Below are 16720 nucleotides of genomic sequence, written 5' to 3'. Positions count from 1 at the left end.
TTTACCCGTAATTATCTTACTTCCAGATGAAGAACACTGCATTTAGGAATTGTGAATCTGATTCCTTCTGCTGTTTTTTCTACTTCGTTAAATTCTTTTACACGTACCTGGTCCGGTGTTTCGAAGGTGTTCATTTCATGCATTTCGCCGTGTACGATCTCACCTTTGACTTCATTTACCTGATAGTCTGTAAGGATAGTTCTGATCTCATAATCTTTATCCAGAGACAGGTTTGTCAATGTGATATGTACAGCTCCATCTTCTGCTACAGATACAGATTCTGTCAGGTTCGGTACCTGCCACTCTTCTTCCACACCGATGGTTTCTGTTTCGATAGAACTGTCTACAAGCATTGCATCCTGATGATATTTGTACATATCAAATACATGATAGGTTGGTGTCAGGATCATATCAGCACCATCTGTAAGGATAACGGACTGAAGCACATTTACGATCTGCGCAAGGTTTGCCATCTTTACTCTGTCACTGTGTTTGTTAAAGATATTCAGAGTGATACCTGCGATCAGGGCATCTCTCATTGTGTTCTGCTGATACAGGAAGCCAGGGTTTGTGCCTGGTTCCACTGTATACCATGCGCCCCACTCGTCAACGATCATACCAATCTTTTTCTCAGGATCATATTCGTCCATGATGTGTCCATGGCGCTCGATCAGAGTTTCCATGAAGAGTGCTTTGTTCAGACTCTTATACCATACTTTATCATCGAAATCTGTAGCACTTCCCTTGATCTCCCATCCTTCCGGATGTACATAATAATGAAGGGAAAGTCCGTCCATGTTTCCGTGAAGTTCTTTCAGGCAGTGGTTATGTGTTGTCTTTAATACTTCAGATGTCCATTCATAATCATCTACGTTTGCACCACAGCAGATCTTCTGAACCAGATGATCCGGATGATAGTTGCGGACATAAGTCTGGTAACGACGGTATTCGTTTGCGTAGAAATCAGGATTCATGTTTCCACCGCAGCCCCAGTTCTCATTACCTACACCAAAGAAATCCAATTTCCATGGTTTCTCATGTCCGTTTTTCTTACGGAGGTCAGCCATCGGAGAAACGCCTTCAAATGTAATGTACTCAACCCACTCAGACATTTCCTGTACAGTTCCGCTTCCCAGGTTTCCGTTGACATATGCTTCGCATCCAAGCTGCTCACAGAGTTCAAAGAATTCATGTGTACCAAAGCTGTTGTCTTCTACAACACCGCCCCAGTGTGTGTTGATCATTTTCTTACGTGTTTCTTTCGGACCGATACCATCTTTCCAGTGGTATTCATCTGCGAAACATCCACCCGGCCAGCGAAGTACCGGAATCCTGATATGCTTCAGTGCTTCTACTACGTCTGTACGCATTCCGTTCTTATTCGGGATCGGGGAATCTTCGCCTACATAGATTCCTTCATAGATACATCTTCCCAGATGCTCTGAGAAATGTCCGTAGATCTCTTTGTTGATTTTGCTCTGCTTCTTTGATGGATTGATTACAAGATTAGTCATTTTTACCTCCATAGTTGGTGATTTTTGGTTTTTATTTTACTTTTATCTAAAATAATATACTTTATTTTGTGGTTTCATTATACACAACTTCTATATGATATTCAATATGTTTTCTGTAAAATTGTTATAGTAATTTTGTGTAAAAAGTATCCTGCAAACAGGATTCTTCATCTGCAGCGAGTTACTTCTGCGATGAAATTCTTTTCTGCTACAATGCGCTCCTGCCCAGAGAACCTTATAATTATAGGAACATTACGGAGTAATTTTCTATAACACATAAAAAGAGCCACAACAGATTTCATCTCAATCTATTGTGACTCTCTCGGTCCAGTCAGATTTTACAATCCTACATTTCCACTGTTCAGCCCTTCTTTGCTGTCTTTATCCAGCGGCAGCCAGTCCAGAACTTTCTTAATATAGCGGTTCCAGAAATCCCACTCATGTGCTCCCGGGCCTTCTTCGTAAGTTACATCTACTCCAAGTTCACGCATCGTATCTCTGAACTTACGGTTTGGAGGAAGAAGCGGATCATCCAGTCCGCAAGCAAGATACATATGTGGAAATGGAATTCCGTCTTTTTTCATATTTTCCGCGATCCATTCCGGATTGATCTCGCAGTCTTTGATCTGTGACAGATCTCCAAATACACCTTCCAAAAAACTCTTTTTCTCAAAGAACATCGGGGAACTGTCATCTGCTACATCCATTTTCTCAAGGATCATGGCAGAGGAAAGACCTGCGATATATCCGAATGTGTCATGATATTTCAGACCATTTCGGATCGCGCCATATCCTCCCATGGATAATCCGGCGATGAAAGTATCTTCTTTTTTATGTGACAACGGGAACATTCTTCGTGTAATCTTTACCAGCTCTTTTCCGATAAATTCACTGTAATTTTCGTTCACGTTCGGATGATCCAGATAGAACATATTTGCTCCGGATGGCATCACTACCGCCAGATTCTTCTCCTCTGCCCATCTCTTAATACATGTTCCAGTTACCCAGTCTGTATAATTTCCCATTACCCCGTGAAGCAGATACAGAGTCTTAAATGGTTTGTTGTCTTCCTCTGTTTCCTCCTCAAAAAACACTTTATCTGCCGGCAGGATCACATTCATTGTTACCGGGCGCATCAGTGCTTTTGAAAAGAAGTTCACTTCTATTAATGCCATCTTCTTGTCCTCCTTATGCATACAAAAACAAAAAATCATAAAATGTCTGAATTTATTATACAAAAATTGCATAAAAAAAGCTACTGCCGCATACGACAATAGCCTCTTTTTATGTTTAATGCTGATGTAAATATTTTTCTCTGGTAGCGAGCCCGCCCCTGATATGCCGTTCCTGCTTGTTCACATCAAGAACCTGTCTCACTTCACATGCAAGACCCGGATTGAGCTGGCTGAGACGGTCAGTGCAGTCTTTATGTACCGTACTCTTACTAATTCCGAATTTCTTAGCTGCCTGACGCACCGTTGCCTTTGTCTCAATAATATAATTTGCAATTTCCACTGCCCGCTCCTCGATATAATCTTTCACGGATAAGCCTCCGAAGACGCTGTTTTTACAGTGTATGCACAAGAAATATCATATATGAGGCAATCTCTCACAAGAAAAATCCTGCTTGCAAGATTCTCTAAACTTATTTAAATTTAATCTCTTTCCCTTCCAGTCTCCACTGTCTGAATTCTGCTGAAGCAGATAACAGGAGGTCTGAAGAGGAGTTCAGGGCTGTTTCTACGGAGTCCTGAATAACACCGATGATGAAACCAACTGCAACAACCTGCATGGAAATGTCATCGGAGATTCCGAACAGGGAACATGCCATCGGGATCAGAAGAAGTGATCCACCAGCTACACCGGAAGCACCACATGCTGACAGAGCAGCAAGTAAACTCAGAATGATCGCTGTCGGGATATCTACATGAATACCAAGCGTAAATGCAGTTGCCATTGTCATAACTGTAATGGTGATAGCCGCACCATCCATGTTAATTGTCGCACCAAGTGGAATAGTTACGGAATAAGTATCTCTGTCCAGTCCCATCTCTTCGCAGACTTTCATATTTACCGGAATATTCGCTGCGGAACTTCTGGTAAAGAATGCTGTCAGCGCACTTCTCTTCAGGCAATGGAAGATCAGCGGATATGGATTCTGGCGAATACACCAGTAAACCAGGATCGGGTTTGTTACAAAATAGATAAACAACATACATCCAACAAGCAGAAGAAGCAGTTTTCCATAAGTTGTAAAAATCTCCAGACCGTTTGTAGATACTGTATTAAATACAAGACCAAAGATTCCGACAGGTGCAAGATTGATGATCCATGTTACGACCATGGAAATTCCATCTGCAACATCAGCCAGAACTTCCTTTGTCATTTTATCTGCTGCACGGAATGCAAGTCCCAACAGGACTGCCCACATCAGAATACCTACGTAGTTTGCATTTACCAGAGAAGATACCGGATTGGCAACTACATTCAGAAGAAGATTATTTAACACTTCTGCGATACCCTGTGGTGCACTCGTATCTGTTGCTGCATTTGCAAGTGTCATCTCTACAGGAAATGCCATACTTGCAAATACTGCGATCACTGCTGCCAGCACTGTACTGAACATATACAGAATGATAACTGTCTTGATAACTCCTCCGTGAGATTTTCCTGCATTACACAGAGAACTGATAACCAGGAAGAATACCAGTAATGGCGCGATAGCCTTTAACGCGCTTACAAAGACATCTCCCAGGATTGAGATTCCTGTTGCACCCGGAACTGCGATTCCAAGGATTGCACCGAGGATCAGGCCAACCAGAATTCTCTTTACCAGAGCAATCTCTGTCCATTTTTCCCAAAATTTCTTCATTTCTTTGTTCCTCTTTCCCTTTAATTTGATAAAACACTGATACGGTACATTATAAAGGAATTCCCTGGAATATGCAAGGGGATGTTACATTATCTTACTAATACAACATCCCCTGACAAAAGTAATTTTGGCAATTCACTTAAAACAATTTCAACAGTTCTTTCTCCGGCAATGGTCTGGAGAAGTAATATCCCTGTACCATATCCACGCCCCATGACCTTAACAGATTCACTTCTTCCTCTGTCTCAGCACCTTCTGCTACGATCATATAACCCATATTCTGCATTACCATTACAATACTGCGATAAAAAATCGCTGCCTGTTCATCACAGGTAATTCCGGTCAAAAGCGAACGGTCCATTTTTACTACATCAAATGGCAGTTTCAAAACGGCATTCAGATTTGCATATCCTGATCCGAAATCATCCAGACATAGCCCAATTCCTGCATTCTGAAAATCCTCTACTGCCTTGCAGAAACTTTCACTGTACTCCGTTGCCACAGTTTCTGTAATTTCAAACTGAAAATATGCCGGAGAGAGTCCGAATTCTTTTATGATATCAATAAGTACCTGACTATGTCCCGGTTTCAGCAGTTCCGACGGCGACAAATTGAACTTTACATTTCGGATACTGTCCATTATATGTTCATTTTCTTTAATAAAACGACACACTCTTCGAAGCTGCAGAAGTCCGATCTGTGCGATCAGTCCCTGTCTCTCCGCAATGCCGATAAATACATCTGGCGGGATCATTCCCATATTCGGATGCTTCAGTCTGCTCAATGCCTCCAGCGTAATATAGCGCTCCTCTTTTATCCAGTAAACTGGCTGATAATAAACTTCAAACAAATCTTTCTCTACTGCATTCTTAAGAAAATGTTCCACTTCTTTCTCATAGCGGAAACCTTCCAGAATCCTGTCATCAGACTGGATCACCACTGTCTCATCTGTATGTTTCACAAGTGATACCAGATATTCCACATAAGCAAGCAATACATCTTCCTGCTCCATTTTCTCACTATTGATAATCCCACAGATAACTGCCGGAAAATCAATTTTCTCTCCGTCAACTATAAACGGTTCTCTGAAATACTCTTCTATCTGCTGTCTGTTTCTCTCATACTCAGTAAGAGAATCCATGATCACAAGGAAACAATTACCAGTAGTTCTGAAAACCTGTACAGATCCCGTGATATTCTGTAGCTCCCTTGCGATCTGAACCAGCAGCTGATCTCCTACACTGCTTCCATAAACTTTATTGATCTGCTTCAGCATAAATGCCTCCACGGCAATCAGATGAAACTCTGTCCTTTTGTCCAGTTTCTCCTGAATCCAGTTATCAAAATACTGCTTGTCAAAAACACCTGTGGTACTGTCTATGAAATCTCCCGGATTATTCATAGTGAGATAAAGAAATACCAGACCAAGTGCCAGGCCAAATCCTGAGAGCATAACGTGCTGTGTATACAATTCAACACCCATACACAACCCTTCAATCACCACAATCTCAGTCAGAACCCCCATTTTATGAACATTTAAATCTTCTCTTTTTTTCAGAGTCTGATGGATAACCAGAACAATATATAGCAGTGCATAAATATAAAGCATTACATAGCCGCTGCCTCTATGATAGCCTGTACTTTGATCAAAATAAAAGAACCATCCACTGGTCAGATTGATCAGCATAAGGATCAGCATGATCACTGTAACAACTGTACAGATCATAGAAACCCCATCTATCTTCTTTCCCTGCCCCCGCGAAACAACCGCACAGCAGTACAGAATATAAGGCAGCATAATATCAAACAGATAAACCACTGTAAGTATTATAAGCGCCATATTCTCACATGCTGGCTCATAACTCATGATTGCCAGTGTACTGATCAGATCAAACAGAATATATATTCCACTCAGGATAAGAACATAAGTAAATATCTTTGTATTTGCATTATGTAATTTTTTCCGTGTCACAAAATGATGCAAAAGCAACACGACGATAATTAAGGCCGATATCTGGAAGTTAATATTATACCTCATGTGCTTTGCCCTCCTCTGCTTTATTCTGATACATATTCGTATCTGCCTCGTATTTCCATTCTCCGGTTGTCTTAATATTTCCTTTTTCGTCGCGGATCGAACTGAATCCACGAGCTATAGATAAACGATATCTGCTGTTTCTGTTATAATTTCGGATTTCTTTATCCAATCGTTCAGACAAAGCCGCTTTGTCCATATCTGGATCATATACTACTGCAGCAAACTCATCTCCTCCTGTGCGATAGCATTTGCCTAACGATCCAAATGCATTCTCAATACATCTGGCGGCTGCTACAACAACCTCATCTCCTGCTACTCTTCCACAGTCATTGTTAATGCGTCTCAGATGATTAATGTCCATGAGGATCAACAATACATCTTTATACTGATTTACTGTCTTCGGCAATTCTGCGATCATATTTTCAAAAGGTTCTCTGTTCTGCATTCCAGTCATCCAGTCTTCTCTTACCAGACGTTCATATGCCTGCATCTCCGTTCTGTAACGGACTTTCTCGGCCAAACTGATCACCATATTTGCAATGATCAGAATTAAAAACAGCAAAATTCCCAGTTCAAATATTGCACCATAATAAGAGATCTTAAACAACCAGTACAAAAGCAATGCCAGAATTCCACTGGCAGATATGATGGAGTATGCAATCATAACAATGCGGACATCTCTTTGAGGATTCTTCTTATACTCTCTCCAGAGAAGAAATGTTGACAACAGTACCCACATCCACAAAAGAATATGTGTCACAAACAACATATCCACAAATTCAAAAATATCAAAATAATTCAGAAGTCCCTGGATAAATGCATTCACATAAAACATGACGATTCCCAGATCCAGAATCCTCTCATTCTTCAATTTACCAATCTTCTGTGCAAAATGAAGCATCGGTATTGCCAGCATCATAAACATATAGAAAGATATCGTGCACACCATATCCGGATGACTGCTGTATGTCTGGACTACAGAAGAATCCGTAATCAGCCATATTCCGCAAATAAGCAAAAACAGGGCAACATCCCGAAATCTGTTATCTGTCATCTGACGGCATCTCAGATAAACAGCTGTCAGCAGAGAAATCACACTCAGAACAATAAAGCAGGCTGCAATTCCTATGATCAATGCAGAATCCCATACATGGCATGCAGTCACTGCACTTCCACTTCCAATAAAAACTTCTGAAATCTTATATTTTCCCTGCTGCGGTGTAGAATAAGTCAACGTCAGGGTTCCTTTCCGAATATCTGTCGGAATCTCTCCGTCACAATCCAGTTTGGATTTCATCTGTGCATTTCTTACAAAAGCAGAATCCTGATACTCATAGAGAACCTCTCCATTCAGACTGATCTTCAGATCATATTCTGCACCTTTTGTGGTAATAACCATGCCTGCATTAAAACTATTAATATTATCATTATACAATATCAGAGGCTTTTCATTTTCTGCCTTTATTTCCTTCGGAAGTGTGATCTCCGTCCGCCTCCCGTCATCGAAATAATACCATCCAGATGACAACTGCCGGATTTCATTCACTGGCTGCCATTTCTCTCCCAATGCCATAATTCCCAAAACAGCGGCAAAAACAGCCAGTACCATAATAAACAAAAGTATTTCTATACTTTCGTTTCTCTTTCTCTGGTTATGTTTCAACTTTTTTTCTCCTTCTTAAAGCTAACGTTACAACACGGTACAGCGTTATACATCACTGATATTATACTAACATTCCATCCTCAAAAAAACAAGCCAGCCCCCTGTTTAATCCACGAAAAAAGAAGAACCTCCACCTTTTACAGTGGTGGCTCTCCTTTCGTTCTGGCAGATATTCGTTCCTGTTGATGATCTGTCTCATTATACTGTTCAAACCGGCTCTCAATTTCTACCAGCATATTTGCATACTCTCTTAATTCATCACGAAGCTGTTCCTTATCTGTCCGTTTCTTTTTATATGAAATTCTGTGTTCCATGCTAGCCCAGAAATCCATGGACATGGTCCGAAACTGTATCTCCACCGGAAAATACTCCATTCCGTCCAGACAATATACCGGCACACCCACGACCACATGATAACTTCGGTATCCATTCGGTTTGGGACTGCCGATATAGTCACGCTCTTTGATCACGATCAGATCGCCCTGACTCTTCAGAATCTCTGTCAGATTGTAAATATCATCCACAAAATAGCAGATCACTCTGACTCCGGCAATATCCTGCAGATAATCTTTCGCATTCATCACCGTAGGTTCTTTTCCCTTTCGGTGTAATTTCTCTTCAATACTCTGTTTCTTCTTGATCCTGCATTGAATATTGTGAATAGGCCTTGCAGATGCTTCCCCGTACAGGTTGTGATTCAGCACATCCAGACGGGTAAGGAGCATTTGCTTGGCATCCTCGTATGGCTGTATAAATTCATAGTATTCTTCATCTGTCATATTTTCATTTCTCCTGTAAATACCCTCTGCAGTTATTTTTTTGTCCTTTACGTTTCTTATATCGTATTTTTGTGTGAATTTCCCTGCTTTTCCACACTCAAGCTGTAAAATAACTGCTTTTTTCCCCATTACATTTCTATCATACAGGAAAAATGTGTTTAATTGATGTTCCAATTCTAATCATTTTATAAACTATACCAATACTATTTCTTTTACAAATTCAGCCCAATATGCACCATATCAGATATTTTCGCCTGTATGTACACGCATTCTTCTCCTATAGATCAATCCCGTCAGATCAGCCAGAATCCATCCGATCGGCACTGCCGCCCAGATTCCTTTCACGCCAATAGCCGGAACTGCAGACAGCACATATGCCAGCACCACTCGGGTTCCAAGAGAAATCACTGTAAGCACCACTGACATTGCAGGTTTGTTGACCGCCCTGTAATATCCGTATAGCAGAAACAGAATTCCAATTCCGAAATAAAAACTTCCCTCAATACGCAGATACCCAACCCCGATCTCAATAATATCCTGTCTGGATGCCTCAATAAATATCCTCATAAGCGGTGCTGCAAAGATAAATACCAGTGCACTCACTACAAAACAGAACACACAGGAAAGCTTCACAGCACTTGCAGTCCCCTGTCTGATCCTGTCTTTCTTTCCTGCACCATAATTCTGCGCTACAAACGTCGAGAACGCATTTCCGAAATCCTGCACCGGCATATAGGCAAAAGAATCTATCTTCACTGCTGCCGCAAATGCTGCCATAACCGCAGTCCCGAAACTGTTGACCAGTCCCTGCACCATCAAAATTCCCAGATTCATGATAGACTGCTGCATACAGGTCAGTACAGAAAGTCCTGTAATCTCTTTCAGAATAGAAGTATCCCATTTCATATGACATTTATTCACACGCAAATGCGGGAATTTCACATAATAATAGATCATGATCCCCACGCCTGAAACATACTGGGAAAAAACTGTCGCGCCTGCCGCACCTTTCACTCCCCAATGGAAAACCAGCACAAACACCAGATCCAATACAATATTCAACACTGCGGAAAAAGCCAGAAACATCAATGGCACTACGGAATTTCCCACTGCTCTGAGCAGATTTGCAAAGTAATTATATAAAAAGGTAGCCACCATTCCCATAAAGATAATCCAGAGATAGTCTCTCATCAACCTTTGGATCTCCGCCGGGATCTGTAGCAGCCGGATGATCAGCCTCAGTTTCCACACTACCAGCAGATTTAAAGTCAAAGTGATTGCTCCGATCAGCACAAAAGACAGAAAGAAACTCTTCTTCAGCCTGTCTGTATCACCAGCACCATACTGCATGGAGAAAAAAGCACTGCTTCCCATACACAGCCCCAATATAATAGAAGTAAGAAACACCATCAAAGTATAGGCAGATCCCACTGCTGCCAGTGCATCTGCCCCCAAAAAGCGGCCTACGATCAGCGTGTCCGCGATATTATAACATTGCTGCAAAAGATTTCCTATCATAAGAGGGAATGCAAACTTCAACAGTTTTCCTGTAATGCTGCCCTCTGTCAAATTGTATTCCATAGGGCTAAATACTCTCCCCTTTCCCATTGCTCTGTCTAAAACCTGAATGCTATCTGAATATGCAGAAAACAGCCAAAACACTACGTTGAAATTAATCCCGTAATATTTCGACTGTTCTTGTTTTAAACGAATAATTTTTCTTCGCTTAATTTCCAAGAATATATTTCTTTAACGCAGTTGTAAATTCCTGGATTCTCTCCTCTGCAATCTCTTTCAACGTAACATCCTGCATACTCTGGACATAACCTTGTTCCTGTTTATATAACCATTTATTTACAGATGGGCTGATCTTTTCATAATGGTTTGCTTTCACCCAGTCTTCAAATGTGATCGGTGTCGCATAGCCAAGTTTCTCATCCAGTAATGCCTTGAAATCAATCTTGTCTGCACGTGCCAGCATTTCTTTCCAGAATTCCAGAACTTCCTCTACATGCTCATGGATCTCATAACGTCTTGCACCACCATCATAAATGATACATTTCTCAAACAGAGGATTTCTCATAGATAAAGTCTCTCTTCTGAATTCCGGTGCAATGATGCCGTCTTTCCAGTAGAAGTCTACATCCGGGAGATTGATGCCGGATACACCTTTATCCTGATATGTGCTGAAGATTCCTTCATAATATACAGTGATAAATCCCTCGAATTCCGGCCAGAACTCACGAATCTCTTTTGTCAGACGTTCAAGGATCGTAATTCCTGTAGTTCCACCGATCGTAAAGATAATAATATTGCGAAGTCTTGCGCCATGTTCTCTGTAGAAATCTGTCACATAACGTAAACAGTGGATCAGAGTCTCACCTGTTGCAATGATATCACCGATCAGAAGTGTACTGTCCGGCACCATTGTCAGCTTGCTGTATTTGATCTCCAGACCTGCAATCTCATCCTCATTGAACACACGCTCGCTGGAAAGGAAGCTGATATCGTGAACACGGATGTGTTCTCTGTAACAGCTCTCTTCAAGCGGATAGTTTAATGCGCCACGCAGGATTGAAAGAATATTCGCAGTTGTAACTTTCTTCTGTTCCTTGAAGTAATAAAGCATCTGAGAAGTGGACGGGATCAGGCAATGATAAACCTCGTATCCAACTACCTCCGGTGTATTCAGAAGCTTCCTCGTCTCTGCTTCAGAAACCACATAATATTCGTTCTCGTAGTTTCCGCCTTCCAGACGATAACAGTCTACGCCCTGCTCTGAAAACTCCGGCACAAGTTTCACATCATTCCAGTTTTCCATTTATTTATCCTCCATCTTCTCTTATGTGTCTCCGGACAATCCCCATACAAAATTATCTCTGTCCGGTAAGCTACCCTCCAGTATCTATGTACCATATCAGTAAAACAGCCAGCTTTTCCATTTTCAAAAGCCAGCTCCTGTTAGAGATAATAGTAGGCTAAACTCCTGTTATTGTCAACCCTGTAATCAGTTTTATTATGCAAAGGGAAAAGAGGAAGTTACTGTTCACTCCGTTCCCAGCAACACGCTTCGCGATGCACAGAATTTATGCTAATCGCATAAATTCGCGCAGTATGTCTCGGGTTTTCTGTGACCTTCGCTCACAAAAAACACCTCGCGGGATATTACCAGTGAACAGTAACAAGAGGAAATCCTGATCCGCAAAGGCAATGGCCAGAGCGTGTTTGCGAGGGATTTTCTTATTTTTACATTCCTTTTTAGAATAAGTTACATCATTTACGTTTAACAAAATTTTGCTTATAATTACAGAAAATACTACTTTTATTTTGAATTAAATCTGCAGGAGTAAAACTTATGTCGAACTATAATATAGCAAAAATATATCCTAATGACCGCTTTGCCAATACTCAGATTGAGAAACTGCTTCAAGAAGAAGGTATCCGGAGAGATCCTAATCTGGATTATACATGTGGAATGTATGATGAAGATATGAATATCATTGCCACCGGCAGTCTTTTCGGTAATACTCTGCGATGTATGGCAGTCAGTCATCTGCATCAGGGCGAGGGGCTTATGAATGAGATTGTAACTCATCTGATCGAGATTCAGTTTGAACGCGGGAATACGCATTTGTTTCTTTATACGAAATGCGATACTGCGAAATTCTTCGGAGATCTTGGGTTCTCGGAGATTGCAAGGGTGTCTGATCAGCTTGTGTTTATGGAAAACAGGCGGACTGGATTTTCTGATTATCTGAAAAAGCTCCAGAATAGCTGTACTAAAAACACTCCATCTTCTGATAATAATATAGAATATTCCCGGAACACTCAAAATATCGCCGCCCTTGTCATGAATGCCAATCCATTCACCCACGGACATTTATATCTGGTAGAAAAGGCTGCCGCCGAAAATGATATTCTGCATCTGTTTATGGTCAGTGAGGATGCAAGTCTGGTGCCATATTCTGTACGTAAGAGGCTCATTATGGAAGCAACTTCACATTTGCCGAATATCTGCTATCATGACAGCGGTCCTTATATCATCAGCAATGCAACCTTTCCAAGTTATTTTCAAAAAGACGAATCTTCTGTTATCACCGGACATGCTTTGCTGGATCTTACCATCTTTAAATCTATCGCACAGACACTGCATATCAACCGCAGATATGTAGGCAAAGAACCGACCAGTCAGGTGACAGGAATTTACAACCAGATTATGGCAGAGGAACTGCCGAAATCAGATATTGAATGTATTATTATACCGCGTCTGGAACATGACGGAACTGCTATCAGCGCCTCGACTGTACGGCAGGCGATCCATGATGGAAAAATTGAATCTATTAAACCACTCGTTCCGGAAGCCACATACCAATTCTTTATAAGTTCTGAAGCAGACGAGATTATTAAAAAAATTCAGGAACATGAAAACGTAATTCATTACTGATAAGTCAGGCGGATAAAATCATTCGCTTTGCTACTTACTCATAAGTCAAGCAGATATTCGCAATTGAAGCAATGGATTTACTTGATTTGGTTAAAATAAAGGAAAATAGCTTATGTTACATGGAGAAACCGTAATACTTACAGATATGCTGAATTGCCGCGAACGACGTGCCAGAAAACAGGATGAGTATCGGGAAAAATATCACACTACTATTATTTCTTTCTGCATGAATATTCCTGGTCCAATTAAGACAAACGAGGATATTACAAAAGTGTTCCACAGCGGTGTTCACGATATTCTTCAATACCTGGAAGACAATCATATCGCAATTCTGGAATCTGTAGAACATAATGAAAAAACAGGCAATGAACTAATCCTTGCAGTCGACTGTAAAGACAGCAAACGTATCAAAGATGCCATGACCCATATCGAAGAAACCCATCCGATCGGCAGACTTTTCGATATTGATGTCCTTGATCCCGCCGGAAATAAAATGTCACGAAATACATTCCGGAAATGCTTTATCTGCAACTGCCAGGCACAGGAATGTGCATCCAGACGCAGGCACAGCGTCCCGGAAATGCAGGAATTCATTGATTCAAAGATACAGGAATATCTCTCTTCTGAAAAATAATTATGGTAATAAAAAGCACGATTCACAACGTTTCTCCTAATCAGGAAATCTGCCGTTATGAATCGTGCTTTTTTATATTTGCTTAACTTTCAGTTGAGTCAAATTACATAATCTTACGAAACAGATCTTTCAGATCTTCTACGCTTGCGTCTTTCGGGTTTCCTGGTGCGCATGCATCTGCGTGGGCGGATTCTGCCAGGAACTGGAGGTCTTCTTCTTTGATTGCTTCCAGTTTAGTCGGGATTCCTACATCAACAGAGAGTTTCTTAACAGCTTCGATTGCTGCTTTTCTGTATTCATCCTGAGACATTTCATCTACACCTTTGACACCCATTGCTCTGGCGATCTCACAGTATTTTTCACCTGTGCATTCCTGGTTGTATTCCATAACGATCGGAAGCATCATAGCGCATGCAACACCATGTGGTGTATCATAAACAGCGCCAAGTGTATGAGCCATGGAATGAGCGATTCCAAGACCTACGTTAGAGAAGCCCATACCTGCGATGTACTGTCCAAGAGCCATTCCTTCACGTCCTTCTTTGGTGTTTTCAACAGCACCGCGGAGAGATTTGGAGATCAGCTCGATTGCTTTTAAGTGGAACATATCTGTCATTTCCCATGCAGCTTTTGTTGTGTAACCTTCGATTGCATGAGTCAGGGCATCCATACCTGTGGAAGCTGTCAGTCCTTTTGGCATGGAGGACATCATTTCCGGATCAATAATTGCGATGATTGGCATGTCATGTGGGTCAACGCATACAAATTTACGTTTTCTTTCTACATCAGTGATAACGTAGTTGATAGTAACCTCTGCTGCTGTACCTGCAGTTGTCGGAACTGCGATGATCGGTACACAAGGTTTCTTAGTCGGAGCTGTACCTTCCAGACTTCTTACATCTTCGAATTCAGGGTTTGCAATAATGATACCGATTGCTTTGGAAGTATCCATGGAAGAACCACCGCCGATTGCGATCAGATAATCAGCTTCAGAATCTTTAAATGCCTGAACACCGTGCTGTACGTTCTCGATTGTCGGATTTGGTTTGATATCTGAATACAGTTCATATGCAAGTCCGTTCTTCTCAAGAATATCTGTAACTTTGCTTGTTACATGGAATTTTACAAGATCAGGGTCAGAACATACAAAAGCTTTCTTAAAGCCATGTGCTTTTGCTTCGTTTGCGATCTCCTCGATTGCTCCTGCTCCATGATAAGATGTCTGATTTAAGTTAATTCTGTTTGCCATAATGATTTCCATTCCTTTCAGTATTCTGTAGTATTGATGTATCACAGAATACAATTTATTTTGTCTTTGGTAAGCTTCCGCATTGCTTATCTTTGTTATTATCTTAACAATATAAATTCAAAAAAGAAAGTTACACTTTCACTCAAGTGTAACTTTCTTACAAAATTTGTGCAATAATTACGAAAAAGCAGGTGCAAAATTATGCACTAATATTGTTATGTTTATGACAATATTTCAAGTTTTTCAAACAACTCCGAGAGTTTCCCAGGCATACCGTCAACCAGAATTTTTGTCAGACCCTCCGGTGTACATTCCAGTTCTCCCAGTACCCATTTTACAGTCATATAAATCGAACTCTGGCAGTACATTTCCAGAATGCAATGTATCGTCTCATCCGGAATTCTTCCTGTTTTCTCACGGATCAGATTCTCATAGAAAGCCAAAATCAGTTCAAAGTCATGCTGACGCAGACTATTCTGGCTGTCGTACTTAAACGCCGCAGCAAAGAAAATATGCTCCTCCTGAATATAGGTGAATTTCTTTACCAGAGCATCATAAACCGTTTTTCCCATTCCCATGTGCTCAAAAGATTTCACCAGAAGCTTATCAAAATACCAGTTGATCAGATCAAACTTGTCCATAAAATTCCGATAGAAAGTCTGTCTGGTAACACCACAGTTTTCTGTGATCTGTTTTACCGTAATATTATCTACAGATGTTGTTTTCATACACTCTTTCATCGACTGCGCAAGACGATATTTCGTTTTCTCTCCCTTACCTGCTTCATTTATCATATCCATCCAAATCCCTCTCACAGATAAAACTTAATGCGTTTATTATACCAATTTCTATCCTGTATTTCCAGCATGATCTCCGTTTGAAGCATATATATTACTGCTCACTTCGTGTACAATGACACGTATATTTCAGAATCTGTATTTTTATCTCCATGACTCTGTCTTTATTCATCTTAAAATGTTATAATCATGACAGATTGAAGACAGACAATCCAACTTAAGAAGGGAGACTTTTTTATGGATTTAATAAAGGAAGCACTTTCCATGGGATTTGCAAATGCAGCGATCATGGATACGAAAGACCTGGTATTTGTACCGGAGTACAGGCAGTTCTGTGAGGATAATCTCTGCGGAAATTATAATCTGGTTCCAGCATGTCCGCCTGCCTGCGGTACTGTTGAAGAAATGCATGAGAAGGCATTAAAATACGAGAAAGCACTGGTTCTCCAGACTGTCCTGAAAGATCCGGTCATGGACCCGGTTCTTTTCAAACAGGCAAAACATGCTCAGAATATTCTTACGGAACAGCTTGCAAAATGGATGCAGGAAAATGGAAAAGAAGATGTCCTGATCATGAGCGCAGGACCGTATAAGAATTGTTCCTGTATGTCTGCCTACAGTGTGGATGCACAAAAAATGGCAGATGCAGTAGGTATGGTCTGTTGGGCGGATGATTCAGATGTGAGATTCTTTACACAGATTCTGTTTCATGAAGATTAACTCCCATCTG

The 16720-nt window shown here is 40.9% G+C and carries 14 protein-coding genes; 3 read left to right on the top strand and 11 right to left on the bottom strand.

The genetic code is table 11. The features are described from left to right. Positions 1 to 11: 11 nt before the first annotated feature. The 9 genes from KQI87_RS14085 to KQI87_RS14045 all read right to left on the bottom strand — a co-directional run bounded on the left by KQI87_RS14085 (position 12) and on the right by KQI87_RS14045 (position 11687). On the bottom strand, positions 12 to 1514 hold the full coding sequence (locus KQI87_RS14085) for an alpha-N-arabinofuranosidase (RefSeq protein ID WP_216460678.1): 1503 nt from the start codon (positions 1512 to 1514) through the stop codon (positions 12 to 14). Positions 1515 to 1852: 338 nt separating this feature from the next. Beyond that, positions 1853 to 2689, bottom strand: a complete 837-nt coding sequence (locus KQI87_RS14080; RefSeq protein WP_216460677.1) for an alpha/beta hydrolase — start codon at positions 2687 to 2689, stop codon at positions 1853 to 1855. 115 nt (positions 2690 to 2804) lie between these two features. Further along, positions 2805 to 3056 (bottom strand): sporulation transcriptional regulator SpoIIID, encoded by a 252-nt coding sequence (gene spoIIID, locus KQI87_RS14075; RefSeq protein ID WP_055152517.1) that lies wholly within the window; start codon positions 3054 to 3056, stop codon positions 2805 to 2807. Positions 3057 to 3159: 103 nt separating this feature from the next. Then, a complete protein-coding gene (gene sstT, locus KQI87_RS14070; protein ID WP_216460676.1) occupies positions 3160 to 4386 on the bottom strand; it encodes a serine/threonine transporter SstT in 1227 nt (408 codons plus the stop codon). Between the two features lie 139 nt (positions 4387 to 4525). Continuing rightward, entirely contained in the window at positions 4526 to 6424 is a 1899-nt protein-coding gene (locus tag KQI87_RS14065) for an EAL domain-containing protein (protein ID WP_216460675.1), read from the bottom strand. After that, positions 6414 to 8087: a GGDEF domain-containing protein gene (locus tag KQI87_RS14060; protein WP_216460674.1), complete on the bottom strand. Its 1674-nt coding sequence runs from the start codon at positions 8085 to 8087 to the stop codon at positions 6414 to 6416. The genes KQI87_RS14065 and KQI87_RS14060 overlap by 11 nt, the downstream gene beginning before the upstream one ends. Before the next feature lie 137 nt (positions 8088 to 8224). Continuing rightward, complete coding sequence (locus KQI87_RS14055; protein WP_216460673.1) at positions 8225 to 8866, bottom strand: GTP pyrophosphokinase; 642 nt, start codon at positions 8864 to 8866, stop codon at positions 8225 to 8227. 240 nt (positions 8867 to 9106) lie between these two features. Then, positions 9107 to 10447, bottom strand: a complete 1341-nt coding sequence (locus tag KQI87_RS14050) for an MATE family efflux transporter (RefSeq protein ID WP_216460672.1) — start codon at positions 10445 to 10447, stop codon at positions 9107 to 9109. A gap of 145 nt (positions 10448 to 10592) precedes the next feature. After that, positions 10593 to 11687 carry a hypothetical protein gene (locus tag KQI87_RS14045; protein ID WP_216460671.1) on the bottom strand — a complete coding sequence of 365 codons (1095 nt, stop codon included), beginning with the start codon at positions 11685 to 11687 and terminating at the stop codon, positions 10593 to 10595. 534 nt (positions 11688 to 12221) lie between these two features. On the opposite strand from KQI87_RS14045, the gene citC reads away from it, so the two are divergent. Together citC and citX are read left to right on the top strand one after the other, a co-directional pair. Then, positions 12222 to 13310 carry a [citrate (pro-3S)-lyase] ligase gene (gene citC / locus KQI87_RS14040; protein ID WP_216460670.1) on the top strand — a complete coding sequence of 363 codons (1089 nt, stop codon included), beginning with the start codon at positions 12222 to 12224 and terminating at the stop codon, positions 13308 to 13310. A 112-nt stretch (positions 13311 to 13422) separates the two neighbouring features. Then, the gene (gene citX / locus KQI87_RS14035) at positions 13423 to 13944 is read left to right on the top strand and encodes a citrate lyase holo-[acyl-carrier protein] synthase (protein ID WP_216460669.1); all 522 of its coding nucleotides are present in this window, start codon (positions 13423 to 13425) and stop codon (positions 13942 to 13944) included. A gap of 103 nt (positions 13945 to 14047) precedes the next feature. On the opposite strand, the gene fucO is transcribed toward citX, so the two are convergent. Continuing rightward, positions 14048 to 15193 (bottom strand): lactaldehyde reductase, encoded by a 1146-nt coding sequence (fucO, locus tag KQI87_RS14030; RefSeq protein ID WP_216460668.1) that lies wholly within the window; start codon positions 15191 to 15193, stop codon positions 14048 to 14050. Between the two features lie 221 nt (positions 15194 to 15414). After that, on the bottom strand, positions 15415 to 15987 hold the full coding sequence (locus KQI87_RS14025) for a TetR/AcrR family transcriptional regulator (RefSeq protein WP_216460706.1): 573 nt from the start codon (positions 15985 to 15987) through the stop codon (positions 15415 to 15417). A gap of 240 nt (positions 15988 to 16227) precedes the next feature. On the opposite strand from KQI87_RS14025, the gene KQI87_RS14020 reads away from it, so the two are divergent. Further along, positions 16228 to 16710: a DUF2284 domain-containing protein gene (locus tag KQI87_RS14020; RefSeq protein WP_216460667.1), complete on the top strand. Its 483-nt coding sequence runs from the start codon at positions 16228 to 16230 to the stop codon at positions 16708 to 16710. Positions 16711 to 16720: the final 10 nt, after the last annotated feature.

This window comes from Blautia sp. MSJ-9, from assembly GCF_018919065.1.
Lineage (GTDB): Bacteria > Bacillota > Clostridia > Lachnospirales > Lachnospiraceae > Blautia_A.
Note: the sequence above shows the minus strand (reverse complement) of the source record. Positions and strands in the feature narration are given on the sequence as shown.

What these genes read in the sequence shown, in the direction of transcription:
- KQI87_RS14025 (WP_216460706.1), bottom strand. Translation starts at nt 15,987, where the DNA reads ATGATAAATGAAGCAGGTAAGGGAGAGAAAACGAAATATCGTCTTGCG.
- KQI87_RS14065 (WP_216460675.1), bottom strand. Translation starts at nt 6,424, where the DNA reads ATGAGGTATAATATTAACTTCCAGATATCGGCCTTAATTATCGTCGTG.
- KQI87_RS14045 (WP_216460671.1), bottom strand. Translation starts at nt 11,687, where the DNA reads ATGGAAAACTGGAATGATGTGAAACTTGTGCCGGAGTTTTCAGAGCAG.
- sstT (WP_216460676.1), bottom strand. Translation starts at nt 4,386, where the DNA reads ATGAAGAAATTTTGGGAAAAATGGACAGAGATTGCTCTGGTAAAGAGA.
- fucO (WP_216460668.1), bottom strand. Translation starts at nt 15,193, where the DNA reads ATGGCAAACAGAATTAACTTAAATCAGACATCTTATCATGGAGCAGGA.
- citC (WP_216460670.1), top strand. Translation starts at nt 12,222, where the DNA reads ATGTCGAACTATAATATAGCAAAAATATATCCTAATGACCGCTTTGCC.
- KQI87_RS14050 (WP_216460672.1), bottom strand. Translation starts at nt 10,447, where the DNA reads ATGGAATACAATTTGACAGAGGGCAGCATTACAGGAAAACTGTTGAAG.
- KQI87_RS14085 (WP_216460678.1), bottom strand. Translation starts at nt 1,514, where the DNA reads ATGACTAATCTTGTAATCAATCCATCAAAGAAGCAGAGCAAAATCAAC.
- KQI87_RS14055 (WP_216460673.1), bottom strand. Translation starts at nt 8,866, where the DNA reads ATGACAGATGAAGAATACTATGAATTTATACAGCCATACGAGGATGCC.
- KQI87_RS14080 (WP_216460677.1), bottom strand. Translation starts at nt 2,689, where the DNA reads ATGGCATTAATAGAAGTGAACTTCTTTTCAAAAGCACTGATGCGCCCG.
- citX (WP_216460669.1), top strand. Translation starts at nt 13,423, where the DNA reads ATGTTACATGGAGAAACCGTAATACTTACAGATATGCTGAATTGCCGC.
- KQI87_RS14020 (WP_216460667.1), top strand. Translation starts at nt 16,228, where the DNA reads ATGGATTTAATAAAGGAAGCACTTTCCATGGGATTTGCAAATGCAGCG.